11 protein-coding genes, 1 tRNA gene and 1 pseudogene are annotated in these 16,207 nt (G+C 48.2%); 2 read left to right on the top strand and 11 right to left on the bottom strand.

Annotated features, from left to right (window positions below):
* Positions 1-171 precede the first annotated feature (171 nt).
* The 4 genes from aspT to IC617_RS06775 form a co-directional block, all read right to left on the bottom strand.
* The gene (aspT, locus tag IC617_RS06790; protein WP_191144235.1) at positions 172-1,884 is read right to left on the bottom strand and encodes an aspartate-alanine antiporter; all 1,713 of its coding nucleotides are present in this window, start codon (positions 1,882-1,884) and stop codon (positions 172-174) included.
* A gap of 212 nt (positions 1,885-2,096) precedes the next feature.
* Positions 2,097-2,975, bottom strand: a complete 879-nt coding sequence (locus IC617_RS06785) for a MipA/OmpV family protein (RefSeq protein WP_191144234.1) — start codon at positions 2,973-2,975, stop codon at positions 2,097-2,099.
* Between the two features lie 61 nt (positions 2,976-3,036).
* Positions 3,037-3,777 carry a HupE/UreJ family protein gene (locus IC617_RS06780; RefSeq protein ID WP_369410378.1) on the bottom strand — a complete coding sequence of 247 codons (741 nt, stop codon included), beginning with the start codon at positions 3,775-3,777 and terminating at the stop codon, positions 3,037-3,039.
* Between the two features lie 55 nt (positions 3,778-3,832).
* The gene (locus IC617_RS06775) at positions 3,833-6,070 is read right to left on the bottom strand and encodes a M3 family metallopeptidase (protein WP_191144232.1); all 2,238 of its coding nucleotides are present in this window, start codon (positions 6,068-6,070) and stop codon (positions 3,833-3,835) included.
* Positions 6,071-6,402: 332 nt separating this feature from the next.
* On the opposite strand from IC617_RS06775, the gene IC617_RS06770 reads away from it, so the two are divergent.
* On the top strand, positions 6,403-7,944 hold the full coding sequence (locus IC617_RS06770) for an AbgT family transporter (protein ID WP_191144231.1): 1,542 nt from the start codon (positions 6,403-6,405) through the stop codon (positions 7,942-7,944).
* Between the two features lie 36 nt (positions 7,945-7,980).
* On the opposite strand, the pseudogene IC617_RS19040 reads toward IC617_RS06770, so the two are convergent.
* From IC617_RS19040 to IC617_RS06735, 7 genes and pseudogenes are all read right to left on the bottom strand, one after another.
* Positions 7,981-8,097 (bottom strand): annotated as a pseudogene (locus IC617_RS19040) (hypothetical protein); the annotation flags it as partial.
* A 103-nt stretch (positions 8,098-8,200) separates the two neighbouring features.
* On the bottom strand, positions 8,201-9,250 hold the full coding sequence (locus IC617_RS06760; protein ID WP_191144229.1) for an AraC family transcriptional regulator: 1,050 nt from the start codon (positions 9,248-9,250) through the stop codon (positions 8,201-8,203).
* 209 nt (positions 9,251-9,459) lie between these two features.
* The gene (locus IC617_RS06755; protein ID WP_191144228.1) at positions 9,460-10,722 is read right to left on the bottom strand and encodes an OmpP1/FadL family transporter; all 1,263 of its coding nucleotides are present in this window, start codon (positions 10,720-10,722) and stop codon (positions 9,460-9,462) included.
* A 6-nt stretch (positions 10,723-10,728) separates the two neighbouring features.
* Positions 10,729-12,138, bottom strand: coding sequence for an arylsulfatase (locus IC617_RS06750; protein WP_191144227.1), 1,410 nt, complete (start codon positions 12,136-12,138; stop codon positions 10,729-10,731).
* A 358-nt stretch (positions 12,139-12,496) separates the two neighbouring features.
* Positions 12,497-13,633 (bottom strand): GNAT family N-acetyltransferase/peptidase C39 family protein, encoded by a 1,137-nt coding sequence (locus tag IC617_RS06745; protein ID WP_191144226.1) that lies wholly within the window; start codon positions 13,631-13,633, stop codon positions 12,497-12,499.
* A gap of 29 nt (positions 13,634-13,662) precedes the next feature.
* On the bottom strand, positions 13,663-15,111 hold the full coding sequence (locus IC617_RS06740; RefSeq protein WP_191144306.1) for a RimK family ATP-grasp domain-containing protein: 1,449 nt from the start codon (positions 15,109-15,111) through the stop codon (positions 13,663-13,665).
* Positions 15,112-15,342: 231 nt separating this feature from the next.
* Positions 15,343-15,429, bottom strand: a tRNA-Leu gene (locus tag IC617_RS06735).
* Between the two features lie 285 nt (positions 15,430-15,714).
* Here IC617_RS06735 and IC617_RS06730 point away from each other — a divergent pair.
* On the top strand, positions 15,715-16,203 hold the full coding sequence (locus IC617_RS06730; protein WP_191144225.1) for an RDD family protein: 489 nt from the start codon (positions 15,715-15,717) through the stop codon (positions 16,201-16,203).
* Positions 16,204-16,207: the final 4 nt, after the last annotated feature.

Genomic DNA, 16,207 nt, shown 5'->3' with positions numbered 1-16,207 from the left:
CCGATAACATACTCTCTAAGACGCATTGTGACCGGCTCTGTTAGCTTTGATGCATACGCATTGTTGCCTGATTTCATGCCGAGATAGATAAGATAGATGAGTAACACGATCAAAAAAGGGAGCCCTAAAGGCTCCCTCGTGTGTTAATTGCAACTGCCTGGCAGCGCCGTGTTATGGCGTCACATTGGTGGTGATGATACCGATGATAACCGGTCCCCAAAGGGTCAACAGCACATTAGCAATGGCATAAGTCACGGTAAATGCAAACACTGGAGTGGCGTTACCTGCCTTCTCAAGAAGGGCAGCAAAACCAGGGTTGGCACTGCGGCCACCAGTCAGCGCGGCCAAAGCTTCAATTGGATTTCTCACTCGTAACACATAGTACGAGAAGAAGAAGCCAATAAACTGTGGAATGATGGTAACACCGGCACCAAGAAACAGTAGTGCAAGACCATTTTCACGAATGGCATCAATTGCCTGTGGACCTGCTTGCAAGCCAACAATACCGACGAATACTGCCAAGCCAAAGTCACGAAGGAAGTTCGATGCTCCCATTGGCAACGAGGCAACTTTCGGGTTTTTGCTGCGGAGCCAGCCAACAAACAAGCCTGAAATTAAACACCCAGCACCCGAGCCAATGGTCACTGGAATACCGGCAATCTTGAAGCTAATCATGCCAATCAAAAAGCCAGCCACCATACCTAAGCCAAACAACACAAAATCAGTGGCATATTGCGAGCCCAAGCGCTGACCGATATTCGCCGCCACTCGATTTAAGTCCGCAGGTTTACCTGTCAACTGCAGCACATCATGTTTCTCAAGCACGACATCAGGGGTAATATCTATTTCTTTACCGCTACGGACCAAGCCGGTGATGTAGATACCACGCGTCAGTGATTTCTGCGCCCGTTGTTTGACATCAGCCAAACTCTTACCGACCAAGGCACGATTGGTGATGATGAGCTGGCGATTCTCTTCAACCAAGGTCACATTTGCTGGCACACTCACTTCATGACCGAGTGAATCACCGTAGCGTTTGACCGCTTGGCGACGACCATTAATGACCAAGATATCGCCACATTGAATCTCTACGTCAGTCTCACTATCCATTGCTGATTGATCGCGTTGCACCATAGCAATGTTGGCGTCGACCAATTGCTGATTCACTTGCGACAATGAACGACCGATTAATTGGCTATCTTGGTTGACTTGATAAGCACGTGAATCAAGTGGCGTAATCGCATTGAACTCGCCCGGCGCTAACTCAGTTTTACCCTGGTTATTGCGCTCAGCCAGCTCAAGCGCTTCTTTACGAATGTCCCACTTCATCAGGCTAGGAATAATCCAGGTCGCCATCAAAATCGGGCCAAGCGAACCGAAGATGTAAGTCACCGCGTAACCGACCGCAACATTAGTTTGCATCATTTGCTTGGCTTCTGCGCTGACACCAGCCAATTTAGCAATCGCATCACCGGCTGTGCCGATAATCGCCGATTGGGTCAAACCACCAGCCGCAAGACCCGCAGCAGTACCGCGATCTAAACCAAACAGATAGGCCGCCGCCAACACGCACAGTAAACCGGCCACTGTCATGACCACTGCCGACAGCAAAATCTTGATGGCTTTGCGGTTTAATGCACCGAAAAACTGTGGACCGCCCTGATAGCCAACGGCATAAATAAACAGCGCGAAGAAAATACTCTTCACACCGGGGTCAATGTCAACACCAACCTGCCCAACCAGCACGCCCATTAATAAGGTACCGGCAACACCACCGAGAACGAATCGACCAATGGTGATTTTGCCAACCCAGTAGCCAAGGGCTAGCGTAATGAACAGCGCAATATAAGGGGCGCTTTGGAATAGCGTCTCTAAGAGGCTCATTGTTGACCTCCGAGAACCGCGTGAATGTCAGCAAGCGTGCTCGCTCGCCATGAATGGACTAACTCAGAATTAAAATTAAACATACCTACCTCAGAAATTGGAATCGCCCGCTGCGATGGCGGCATATTAATAAGGCGGTATAAATTGGGTTAATCGGCTTTGTAGGATCAAATCCTACAAAACGCGATCAGAGTCTGGTGGGGCACGCGAAACTAACGGACCAGCTGGTCGCTAGCAAACAAACGGTAGGCAAAACCAAGCCCTACGGCGTAGGTGGTTTTATCAAGAAATAGCGGGCTATCGTCGTTGGCTGCGCCATGATGAAAGCTAGCGCGTCCGCCAAAAAACAGGGTCGCTTTTTTATCAAACATGGGCACCACAAAACCGAGACCGACATCGGTGCCCATGTAGCCGCCAGAGGCATCATAGCGAGGCCGATCTGCAGTCACATCGCGCTCATCGACCTGATAGAAATAGCGAGTCAACTTATCCGTTGCCCACACCGGCCCAACGGTGCCAACAAATTTCAGCTGCTGGCCAAAAAACTCGCGATCTTCAAAACGAAGTTGGGTTTCAAAGGCGTAACCGCGTTGATTGAGTTCGGAGAAATCGGTGGAAAAAACCGAGCGTAGCTGCAGCTTTAATTCCAGTTTTTGTTGCTGTTGTTGATAGAGTTTGTAATTTAACTCAGGGCCAATGCCAAACAGGTAGTCCAAGTCATCCATGCCTTGACGGGCATCGTTGTCATCAGAATCGGCATTAAAGGCGCCATCAATCGACACACTCAATTGCCAACGGTCATCCTCAAATGCTTGCGCTTTGATCAGGCCACCTTCCCCTGCCCGAACGACTTCACCGCGATAAATAAAGTAAGGCACCACCAGCGGATTAGCATGGCTTTGATCCGCCGCTGGGTAGTCAGGTCCATAAAAAACCGCTGCAGCGAGGCCGGCTTCCCAAAGCGGCTTTTCTGGCTCGCAACTGCTGGTGGTTAAGCAGGCCACTTCAAGGGTTTCGGCATTGCTGTGGATGAAGGCTGACAGCAGCAACAGACCGCTCAACATCACCAGATGGTTTAAACATCTAACCATAATGTTCTCATTTGATTGGTTATTTCGCCTGTCTATGCGAATAACCGCCATAAGGATCAAGTTACCAAAATACCCGCTCGATAAACCAGTACAGGCCTACCAAAGCAATCAATGCCGATGCCGGTATTTGCACTACTGCGCGATACCAAGACTTGCGACGAATCCAAAAGGTAGCCACAAAAGCCAGCAAAATAACGCTGATTTGGCCTAGCTCAACACCAATATTGAAGGCCAGCAACGCTGGTACCAGATCGTCTTTGGGCAGACCATAATCGCTAAGCACCGAGGCAAAACCCAGCCCATGAAGCAGGCCAAAGCCAAACACAATCGCGGGTCGCCACTTCGATGCTTGCTTGAACAGGCAGTTTTCCACCGCCACCCAAACAATCGATAAGGCGATCAATGGCTCAACAAGACTCGCCGGCACCGCCACCAAACCCAGCGCGGCTAACCCCAGAGTGATCGAATGAGCGAGGGTAAACGCGGTGATTTGCCACAGCAAAGAGGCGAGTAGCAAACTGGAGAAGAACAGCCCCAACACGAACAGGATATGATCCAGCCCTTTGGGAATAATGTGCTCAAAGCCCGCGCCAATGTATAGTTGAAACTTCTCCAACGATGACATGGCGTTGAGCTTACGTAGCCGTTTGCGCTTGAGTGCGGCCTGATATTCCTCATCAATCTGACCCGGCTCGAGTTGCATTTCGCCCAGCTCAATATCAAGAATAATGTCTTCATCCTGAGGATGAGCATTGCCACTACTCGGCGTAACGCAGCACAGCAACAACCCAAGGAACAGCACTCGCAGCAAAAAAAGAGGCCTGCAATCAGGCCTCTGTAACCACATCTCCATCAACTTAGTCTTCGCTGCCGTCTAAGCCGCGAACTTTCAGCAAGGCGTCAATGGTCGGCGCCCGACCACGGAACTTCTTGTACAAGGTCATCGCATCTTCAGTTGAGCCTTTTTCATAGACATGAGTCCGAAGCTTCTGGGCCAGTTCAGGGTCAAATACGTCGCCTGCTTCTTTAAAGGCTTCAAAACCGTCTGAATCGAGTACCGCTGAATGCACGTAGCTGTAGTAACCTGCCGCGTATCCACCGGCAAAAATGTGGGAGAAGTAAGTGGAACGATAGCGCGGTGCAATTTCGTCAATCAGACCGATTTTAGCCATCGATGCTTGTTCAAACTTATCGGCATCTTGTAGCTCATCATCCGCCGTCAGGGTGTGCCAATCCATATCCAGCAACGACGCCGCTAAATATTCGGTGTTGGCAAAACCTTGGTTGAATTTCGACGCTTTGAGTAGCTTGGCGATCAGCTCATCTGGGATCACTTCACCGGTCTCATAGTGAGTGGCGAAGGTTTTCAGAATCGCCGGCTCGGCCGCCCAATGCTCCAGAATTTGAGCCGGAAACTCAGTGAAATCACGAGGGCCAGAGGTGCCTGACATGCTTTCATAAGTCACATTGGTCAGCAAGCCATGAAGGGCATGACCAAATTCATGGAACAAGGTGGTGACATTCTCAAAGCTCAACAGCGCTGGCGCATCGCCAACAGGGCCAGGGAAGTTACAGACGTTAACCACTACAGGGCGCTCCACGCCGTCTAAGTTTGACTGACCTTTGAAGCTACTCATCCAAGCGCCTCCACGCTTGTTGGAGCGAGTAAAGTAGTCGCCGATAAAGATACCTAAATGGCTGCCGTCATTGTCTTTGACTTCCCAAACGCGAGCATCAGGGTGATAAGTGTCGATGTCGTATAGCTCGACGAAGGTTAAGCCCCACAATTTATTGGCCGTATCAAAAACGCCTTTGAGAACATTGTCCAACGATAGATAAGGCTTGAGGCTGGCTTCGTCTAAGTCGTATTTGGCTTTGCGAACTTTCTCGGCATATTGCCACCAGTCCCAAGCCGCGACTTTGAAGTCATGCCCTTCGGCATCGACAACTGCTTGCATGTCAGCCACTTCGCGCTTCGCACGCTCCAGCGCCGGCGCCCACAATTGCATCAGCAAGTCGTAAACACCTTCTGGGGTGTTGACCATGCGCTCTTCCAAAACGAAATGGGCATGGGTTTCATAACCCATGATGCGGGCACGTTCGGCACGTAACTTGGCGATTTTGGCGGCAACCGCTTTGTTATCAAATTCGTTGTCGTTATCACCGCGATAGATGTAGGAGTTGTAGAGTTTTTCGCGCAAATCGCGGCGAGCCGATTCGGTCAGGAACGGATACATGCTGGAGCGATGCGGAGTGAACACATACTTATCTTTATATTTGGCTTTTTCTTCGTCGGTTTCAGCAGCATCCATTTTTTGCTGGGCGGCGCTCGCGGCGGCTTGAATCACGCCCTCAGACAACCCTTCGAGATCTGACTTATCCAAAATCAGCTCAAAGCCATTGGTTTCCGCCAGTAAGTTCTGGCCATACTGAGTGGTCAGTTGCGACAACTCTGAATTGATCTGAGTGATTTGTTCTTTTTGCTCAGCAGTCAGCAGCGCACCGCTGCGAACAAAGCCCTTGCGGGTATCTTCTAAAAACTTCAGCTGCTCTGCAGTTAAATCAAGACTTTCCCTTGCTTGATAGACCGCCTCAACGCGCTCAAACAAGCCTTGATTAAGGTTAATCTTGTCGTAGTGGGCCGAAACCAGCGGGCTTAACTCACGCTGCAATTGTTGTAGTTGGGGGTTGGTGTTAGAGCCCGCCAGATTGTAAAACACTCGCTGCACTTTGCTCAGCAACTTACCGGTACGCTCCAATTCTTCAATGGTATTGGCAAAGGTTGGCGCATCTGAGTTTTGCACGATGGCATCAATTTCCGCTAAGTGCTGTTCCATGCCCTTCTCAAAGGCCGGCATGTAATGCTCGTCTTTAATTTTGTTAAATGGCGGAATTTGGAATGGCGTGTCGTAATCGGCAAAAAATGGATTGTTTTGTTGCTCCGGATTTTGCGCAGCAATCTGCTGAGCCTGTTGTTCAGCCGTCACTTCAACGGTGACTTGTTCGTTCTTAGGTGGCTCAGAGCAAGCGCCCAAGGCCAATGCTATTGACAAAGCAATAACAGACTTGCGCACAGATGAAGAATTGAAATTCATTTCCTTTAGTCTCCTGATCGTTCTTTCTCGGTAATTGATAGTTGTTTTTATTGTTTGTTATGTTGCGAACTGACTATACATTAGCTGTTTTTTTAATAGCAAAGTCATTTGCGCCATCCTTAAACGATTGTCTGCAAAGATTTGATTACTGCCGAGCTCAAACTGCGACAATGGCCGACAACACGCATCTATCCAGACACCGGTTGTAACTGTCTTGAGGCTCCTTGCTGCAGCTCCAGTACAAGCCTGAAGGACTGCTAAATCATCAAGTTATCCCCTATACTGAACAGCCTAATGAGTTGCAATCAACGAGTTACCAAGGGCCTAAACATATGGATAATGCTTCAAGTAATTGGACTACTCGCGCGCTAGATCGCATTGAAGTGGTCGGCAATAAGCTGCCAGATCCAGCCATTATCTTCCTCGTCTGTCTGTTTGTTGTGTGGCTGGCCTCAGCCATCTTTTCGCAATTCAATTTCGATGCAATTGATCCCCGCACCGGCCAAGCAATCGTGGTGAATAATCTCCTCACCGGCGATTCGCTGGCGAGCTTTTTAAGCCGAATGGTGACCATTTTTACTGGTTTCGCTCCACTTGGTGTGGTGCTCGTGGCAATGCTCGGTGTCGGCGTAGCCGAACATTCAGGCTTTATAAGCGCTGGCCTCAAGCGGATGTTGGATTCCACGCCCAGCAGCTTGCTCACCCCCATGGTGGTATTAGTGGCGATTGTTTCCCATACCGCAACCGACGCAGGCTATGTGCTAGTGATCCCACTCGCAGGGGTGATCTTCTATGCCATGGGGAGACATCCTTTGGCTGGTATTGCCGCAGCGTTTGCTGGAGTCAGTGGCGGCTTCTGCGCCAACTTTATTCCCTCCGCCATCGACCCATTACTTCAGAGCTTTACCCAGACCGCCGCGCAAATCATTGACCCTGAAATTCAGGTCAACCCGCTAAATAACTGGTTCTTTAACTCGGCATCCTCGTTACTCATTGTTGCTATCGCTTGGTACCTCACTGACAAGGTCATTGAGCCGAGATTGAAAGATGTCGAAGTCGATGGCGACCCCAATGACATTCCCACTTTTGCGGAACTAACAGCCGAGCAAAGCCGCGCTTTACGTAGGGCCAGCCTGACCATGTTAGTCGGCGTGATTATTCTGATCGGGATATTGCTGCCGGAATCGAGCCCAATGCGAGATGCCGAAGGTCAACTCACCTCGTTTAAAGCGCCGATCATGCAGTCAATCGTGCCTCTGATCTTTTTACTGTTTCTGCTGCCTGGCGTCGTTTATGGCTACCTTTCCGGAGCCTATCGAACAACCAAGGACATGATTGATAGCATGACCAAAGCCATGCAAGGCATGAGTTATTACATCGTAATGGCTTTCTTCTGCGCATTGTTTATTGATGCTTTCGGTCAATCTAATCTCGGCGCTCTGCTGGCGATTGAAGGGGCTGAAGTATTGAAGGCCTTATCGCTACCGACCATGGTGACCGTCGTTGGCATTATTGTGCTAACAGGCTTTGTTAATTTGTTTGTCGGATCTAGCTCGGCCAAATGGGCGCTACTGGGGCCTATTTTTGTGCCCATGCTGATGCAGCTGAATATCTCCCCCGATCTGACGCAGATCGCATACCGTATCGGTGACTCGTCGACCAATATCATTACCCCACTGATGCCCTACTTTCCATTGGTGGTGGTCTATTGCCAGCGTTACGTAAAATCCACCGGCATCGGTACCGTGTTGTCGCTGATGCTGCCATTTAGCATTAGCATTATGGTGCTCTGGAGCGTCTTTTTGTTGATCTATTGGGGGCTCGGCATTCCACTTGGGATTCAATCCAGCTATCTCTATACAGCAACCGGATAGGCAATCAATTCTGCAGTGTTATGGTCACGGCTTGAATCAGATTTTAAAGGTCACTTTCAAGCCGCCCATTTCGCTTTGCTGCGCTTTAATCAAACCACCGTGCACCTTGATTAAGCCCTCGCAGATGGCCAAGCCAAGACCTGAACCACCGGTTTGGCGACTCCGAGATCATTCCACCCGATAGAGACGATTGAAGATCATATTGAGCTTATCTTCACTGACCGTCGGAGCCGTATTGTCCACTTTGTCCGAACTACTACTTTGTAGAAGAAGTTTGTGAGAACTGAGTAGATTTATCTAAGGATAGCTTTCGGAATAGGACTGGGGTCGTACCTGTCAAACGCTTAAAGGCTCTAACAAAGGAGCTGGATTCAGAGTACCCCAACTTACTTCCAATAGCAGTGATACTTGAATTTGACTCTCTCAATGCTTGCTTAGCAAGAGCCACAATCACTTCTTCGCGGATGGTCTTGTAGTTAGTTCCGTTCTTTCGGAGATGACGGTTCAGTGTTCTAGCGGTAACGTGTAACGATTGAGCCACAGAGTCGACTCCCGCCCCCTCTGTCTCAAGCGAGATGGAAATAATAAACTTAGCCTGCTCAATAAGATTGTCGCAAAGCTGCCATTTACTCAACTTGGAGTCCGCATAACTTTTGACGATATCCAAAAGCTTTAGATCTCGAGATGCTAGCGGAGTATCGAGCATCTCCACGTTAAAATATAAGCTATTTCTTTGCTGACTAAAGGCTATGTTGGTTCCAAATGTATCTTCATAACGTTTAAGAGGTAATTGACATTCATGTTCAAAAGAAACTTTCTTGGGGTTGAATGGCTTGCCCAATGCATCTCGCGAGACATTTAGAAAAGCCGCTAAAGAAAACTCAACATCTTGGCGAGTGCTTTCAGATGGAGGCCGAAATATTTGCCATTGAACTTCGAATAACCCTCCTATTTCCCGGAAACTAAACTTCATTCCAGTCATCAGAATCACTTGATACTGCTCGAGCATTTCACAGAATACAGCGATGTTAGGCGAGTTTTTTATCAAATAACCTAAAGTGCCAAAAGTTTCGGCTGTTGCTTGCTCAGCCATATCCATGCCTAAGTGAGGAGATGACAACCGCTTGGCACTCCAACCCAATAGACCTAAATAGTCATCTATTTGCAGGTAGACCCTATCGGGATTACTAATTTTTTCACCGACAATAGCTGAGATTTCACTTAAAGAAACCCCCTCCTGAATTAAATAAGCAACTAACCATTCGGCATGAATACCCCAGCTGGTTCTCTGATCTATATCAGCCAAGTCCCTCTCCCTGAGTTACTCCATTAAGCGTTATATCCGCAAAGTATTACCCTGATAATAAGTGTGCATGGTTGAGGCTGATTGATTCCTTAACCTCCCAATAGGGTTTACTTTGTAAAGTCGATATTTTGTTACAATCGCTTCTATTGAGCAGTCTGGATATTGAAGATTGGGTTAATGAAGGCAACCTTCAATCTCAGTATTTATCTTTAAAAAACGTATCTCATGGTTGCTCCGAGAAATAGAAGGTAATTGTCGTCGAAGTCACCTTTTACTCGAACCCCTTGGACGGTGTTGTCGATTTTTGTATCGCCAAACACCATTAATGATGCGCCTATGGAGTAATCAAACTTATGGAGACTGTTCCAAGAGTATGACGCGGAAAGCCGATACAGATCGTCTACCGGGAGGTCAAACGTCCTATCTTCATCATCTACCGGTGAACTCTCATAGGATAAGCCTAAGCTGTAACCTTCTCTCTCTTCCAAGTGAGAAAACCCAACGCCTGCATGCCATGTATCCTTCCAGTTCCTCTCTAGCACAGCGACTCCTGCACCAACAAAAGCCAACTCATTATTGCTAAATGCAGACCAGTCTTGCCAACCAGCATTGAAGAAGAGTGTTTTCAACTGATTAAACTTATAGCTTAAACCAGCTTCTAAAGTTTGCGGGTTGTCCCATGCGACGTCGACTTTATCCACAAGAGACGTATGTTCTCCCAAATTTTCGTACTTTACGTCACCTTCGAGATCAACCTCCATTTCAGCGCGATAAACAAGCCCAATGAGAATCTGATCCGACAGCTTATAGGTAGCACCAATAAAAGGTTGATAACCCCAGTCGTCAGCATCTTCGATTTTCAACTTGCCATCTTCGCCGTTGATGGTTGGAGCGAGTTCTGGGTTGATCGCGATGTCTTGCTCAAACAAAGTGTACACAAACGATATTCCAGCTCCGACCGAGAAAGCATCATTAACTTCATATCCAATTGATGGTGATAGTGCTATGCCTTCAAGGTAAGCACTTATGGTTTCATAACGCCCCACGAAGTCATCGCCATAATCTACCCCCCCGCCAATAGGAACTGTGATAGAAAACCCAGCATAGAGCCGCTCAGAAAACTTTTTCGCGTAAAAAAAGCTCGGAATTAGAGCCGTTTCACCTGAATTGCCGCCATCTTTTCCTCCCTTATCAGCTACGGAAGAACTGAATTCGATTTTCGGAGCTAGAACTTGCAACCCTGCAAATATTCTATCTTCTTCAAGAGCAGTCATTCCTGCTGGGTTTGTCCACACAGCATCCGCACCATAAATATTTACAGTATTCGAAACCCCACCAGTACCTAGACTGCTAGGTGTACCAACCTCAGGAAAATAAAAGCCTGCTGCATTAACTGAGTTATTAAAAAGAGCTACAACCCCTGCTAGTGAGGCTAAAAAAGAACTACGCGCTACGGCCATTGGGTTCGACATAAAACGTTACCCCTTTGGCTCATAAGGATCAGGAGTGCCTAATTGAATTGGAGGCTCCTCCGCGAGCGTTTTTTGAAACTCGACGATTTTCTTAAACATAACAGGCAGAACCCAAGTTGCTTCTTCTTGCATTTGATATTGCTCTTTAGGATCTGTAATTAAGTTATAAATTCGAGGCACATTTAATTGCCTCGGCTCGCTGTTCATGTCGTCTAGCTCAACGAGGTGCATTTTCCAGTTGCGCCATTTATAGCCATAAATATCGTCATTGTTGTATATGATAAAGCCTTCTAAATTCGACTTTTCTTGCTTTCCTGTGAAAAAGTCGAATTGGTTCACCCCGTCAATGATTCGATCATTCGGAACATCGTATCCTGCAATATCACCCAGGGTTGGAAGCAAGTCGACAACATGGACAATTTCATTGGAGACACTTTTCTCAGGAACATGGCCAGGCCAGCGGATCATAAATGGTGCTCTTAACGAACCTTCCCACGCAGTAAAGTACCCTCCCTTCCAAGGCCCTGAAGTGCCGTGCCAAGGGTAGAAATGTTCTGGCCCGTTGTCGCTGAACCAAATCACTACTGTATTATCGCGAATTTTCAGATCATCGATCGCATCTAAAATTTCACCAGCTCGGAAATCTATTTCGGCGAGAACATCTGCATAGTGACCATTGCCTGTTTTCCCATCAAAATCAGGATGTGGAAGCGTCGGCAAATGAGGTTGCGTATAAGGAATAAAAGCGAAGAATGGTTTGTCCTGCTTGACACTTTGCTTCATGAAGTCAATAGCTTTTCGGTTCAAGTCACCATCAATCTCACGGCGAGCTTGAAGGTCATAGCGCTTAACATCTCGAGGTATTTCACCTTTTTTAGCTTTTACAATTTTCGGGACAGTTCCGACAGTTTCATCGTATTGGAATTGTGACGAGTATTCAGCCTCATCTGTAGTGTTTGCTACCCCATACCATTCATCAAAACCTTGGTCTGTAGGAAAGCGTCCAGGCACATCACCAACATGCCATTTACCAAACATTCCCGTTGCATATCCAGCATCAGACATTAGTTCAGCTATTGTTATTTCCCAATTCGTCATGCCATAAAGCATGCCCCAGACAACTCGAGTTGTCCCCGAACGTATAGGACGACGTCCGGTCATAAAAGCTGAACGGGATGGAGTACATTGAGGCTCAACATTAAAATTCTGTAGCAACATTCCCTGAGATGCTAGCTCATCTAGGCGTGGTGTTGCAGCACCGCGAAGCTCACCCCCACCGTACACACCCAACTCACCCCACCCAAGATTATCAACCATCATAACGACGATGTTTGGCTTATCATGTTTATCAGTAGCTGCCAGGTAGGGCGTTACACATATAAAAAGATAAATCAATGATGTGCATATCCTTTTCATATTAGCTCTCCAGATTGTTTAGCCTTTTAATTTGGGTAATGAGGCATGGTTAAATATGGATACAATATAGCCACATCCTATTAACAGATATTGACCAAAACGGACAACCTACAGACATTTTCGGACAGGCTAGCTGGAAGATTGAACGCTATTAGTCCGGTGGAATATGAAGCTTCATCAGCACTATTAAGCTCTTAAGCATCTTTTTGTTGATCTATTGGGGCCCGGCATTCCACTTGGGATTCAATCGAGCTATCTCTACCAAGCACTTTGAATCGTCGACTCAACAGCGACAACTGATATCCCAACAAGCATCCGCTGACTAAGGCAAGTGAGGGCTCCTAAGCCCATCACTCGCCTATAAAACTCGTACAGCAGCCGTTTTCAATACAATCGCACACCGCAGTTTGCTAGTCCCAAACTGCGACATTTTTTCAAAATCGCCTCGGCAAATCGGCATGTGTTGGCAGTCAATTGGCTGTTGCCATTTATCATCCACATCGGAATCATGAACATATAAAAAGCGCTCATCGATACCGGTAATTAACACCCAGTGGGGCGCTTTAGCGCCATCCAGCCGATAGGTGCTGATTAGCATGAGTACCGCACATTGTGCGGCCAGCCAGTTGGCGACATCCGTTTGGCTCACCTCACGATAGTGAATCGCCAAATCGTTATTGCTGCAGTGTTGCCGAAACTGCTCATGAACCAGTGTCATCACCTCTTTTTTATGACTCGCTCGGACACCATCAATAAACAGCGGTTGCTGTGAATTAACATGAACCTGAGCCTCAAAGCCACGCTGCTTGGCCGCAAGCGCAAGACCAAAGGGATGCGTGCCGCCCAGCCCAGAGGTCATAAAAATGGTGGTTGACTCGCGCCACAACTGCAGCTCCAGCGTTTGCTGACATTGCCAGCGCTTGTCCAATGCCGACATCGCCATCATCAACGCCGCGGGGCCACAAGTGAAATCGGTTGTTTGCTGATACCAAGGCGCTTCTAAATGCTGCAGATCGATGGGTTTATGCCAAATCGTTTTCTGCATCCGCAGGGCATCCTGATGGTCTTGGTAGTAATCAAAATACTCGCCAAACCCTCTGTAGCCCTGCCGTTGATAGAGTGAAATGGCCGCGCTATTTGACTTCGCCACTTCGAGCCGCATAAAGATCTTACCGTGACTCGCTGCCGCCTTTTCGCCGGCTTCAAGCAACAATTTACCAATCGCAGCGCCCCGCACTGCCGGTGATATCGCTAGCGAATAGAGTCGAGCGAGGCGAGTGCCTTTATGCAGCAAACAAAGAATGTAGCCGACCACAGCTGCATCAGCGCTTATCGCCACCAGCAACTCACTGTGCTCAGAGCGCAGGTGATGCTTGAAGCTTCGAAGACTGAGTCGGTCGGATGCAAAGCACTGTTGCTCAATGGCCATCAGTTGTGACAAATCGGCCTGCTGCGCTGAGCGTATCGAATAATTTATTGCGACATTAGTTTTCATCTGTGCTGTACCTGAGTCATGCAAAGCGCTTAGCTCAATCCCCGTATTTCAAGGCGGCGAAGAAACTCGGCCATCACCTGCATATATAATTCTTCGCCGAGGTAGGCATCCTCCACGCCATGTTCAAGACTTGGGTTGTCATTCACTTCAAGCACATAAGCTCGGCCATCAACTTCTTTAATATCAATTCCATAAAGCCCATTTCCAACCGTGGCGGCCGCCTTCAATGCCGCTTGGAGCACGCCAGAGGGCACTTCAAAGGTCGGCAGCGCATCAAATCCGCCACTGAAATTACGCTTCGAGCTATGGTTGTAGATCTGCCAGTGATTCTTGGCCATGTAATAACGACAAGCGTAAATAGCACGCCCATTGAGCACGCCAATGCGCCAGTCAAACTCGGTATATAGATACTCCTGCGCAATAAACAACGCCGAATCAGCGAGTAAAGAAGTCGCAGCGGCCTCCAATTCAGCCCGATCACTCACTTTGAATACGCCTTTTGAAAAGGCACTCTCGGGGATCTTGAGCACCATGGGATAGCCCAGCGAATGTTCCACCTTGTCCAAGCTGCTGGCGGAATTATCGGCAAGAATAAAAGTCCTTAAACTCGGTACGTTGCGATAAGTAAACGCATCGTGCAGATACACCTTGTTACAGCAGCGTAGGATCGAGCTTGGATCATCAATGACCACCAATCCGGCCTTTTCTGCCTCGTTGGCAAACCGGTAGGTGTGGTGATCGATAGCTGTGGTTTCGCGGATAAATAGCGCGTCATACTGCGGCAACGTGGTCAAATCATCGGGGCCAATTTCGACAGCTCGAATACCGTGCTTTTCTGCCGCCCGAATAAAGCGGCTAATCGCGCTTTTGTTGCTCGGCGGCACTTTTTCATCAGGGTTGGTCAGAATAGCCAGCTCCCAGCGATATCTCTTTTTATCTGCTTTGGTACGCCAAGCTTTACTGGCAAACAGTTTGAGCTGTTCGATGCAAAATTGTCGCTGGCTGTCATCAAGTTGGTCGATCGAAACGCGACTGACGGTGAGTCTTTGCTCACCATTTATGTGCTGAAATTCGATCAGCAATAACGGCGCAGGAAACTGCTGATAGAGCCAGTTGGCTAATTTTTGATGAATGGCCTGCTGGCATACGCCCATGCAAAGTAACAGTGCATGTGGCTGAGCTGCTGGCCATACTTTTTTGGCGACAGGAATGCTATTAAGCAGCAAGCTGGTGCCACTTTCTCGCAACGAATTGATCACTCGAACACTGGGTAGCACAGGGTGTGCCCGCGCTTCTGCTAGGAGCGAACAATAGTAACCATTGCTCAGGTAGCGACCCGAGTCGCAAAGATTAATGATGCGTACTTTGGGGCCTTTCGCCTTCGGGTACTCATTCAAATACTCAAGGAAGCTTATACAGTTGACGCTTGGCTCTGCCAGCAGCAGCTCATTGTCTGTGACAAACAGGGTTGATAACACAATCAGTCCTTTCAAGGCGGGGTGATGCTTACGCACATCAATGGCATTAGGACTGACGGTTTGAGCGACCCCAGATTAATAAAACGGGCACTCCTATTTAGCACAGTTATTGGCACTGCAATAGAGGTCTTATCAACTATTTTTAGGGGCTGATCAAGTGGCTTTGATAAGACCGATTACGGGAAGATCAAACAAAAAAGCCCCGCTCAAATGAGCAGGGCTTAGGAATAATGGTACCAGAGGGCGGACTTGAACCGCCACGCCCGTGAAGGCAACGGATTTTGAATCCGTCATGTCTACCAATTTCATCACTCTGGCATGATTGCTTTCGCGCTTTTTTCAGCGCCACCTCAATCAAGGTGGGCGCCATTATATCGTTAGTTTTGAGGCTGGCAAGCCCTAAACTGAAAAAAATGTCGTTCTGATTACAATCCTTGCCTCAAGTGATTATTTGTTGCTCAGGCTGATGGCTTACCGTCGACATTTTCAGCGGTTCAGACAACCCAGTGAGTTGAACGAGGTCAGCTTCGATTGCTATTACATAGTCACGATAATGGCTGTTACAATGGCGCCTTTGTTTTTGCCAGTAGCAAGTAGCGCGTCATGTCAGTTAACTACCCACCAGCCAGCTTTATTCGTCGTTTTGCCGCCTTGATTTACGATTTACTGCTCGCCGCCTCAATCGTGGTCATCGCTCACCTGTTATTGAGTGTGGCGCTGATCATCATTGCCCAAAGTGACGCCCTTAATTTAGAGCAATACAAAGAAGGTTTAGTGGGCTTCCTAGCCACCTATCGCTCAGCGCATTTGCTGTTTTTAGCATCAGCAGTAGCGATTTTCTTCATGTGGTTCTGGACCCATGGCGGCCAAACGCTGGGGATGAAAGCCTGGCGACTGCGAATTCAAAATGACGATGGTACGCCGATTCACCCGCGCCAGGCGGTGGTGAGAGTGTGTTTTGCGCTTGGCGGTTTGGGCAATCTGTTGATATTGGCGGACTGGCAGAACAAGCGAGCGCTGCAAGATCGACTGTCGGATTCAATCGTCGTAACGCTGCCCAAAGGCGAAAATGGACCGCTCAAGCGGCGCTAATTGC

The sequence above is a fragment of the Neiella litorisoli genome, from assembly GCF_014773395.1.
GTDB lineage: Bacteria > Pseudomonadota > Gammaproteobacteria > Enterobacterales > Neiellaceae > Neiella > Neiella litorisoli.
This window is presented reverse-complemented; position numbering and strand designations above follow the sequence as displayed.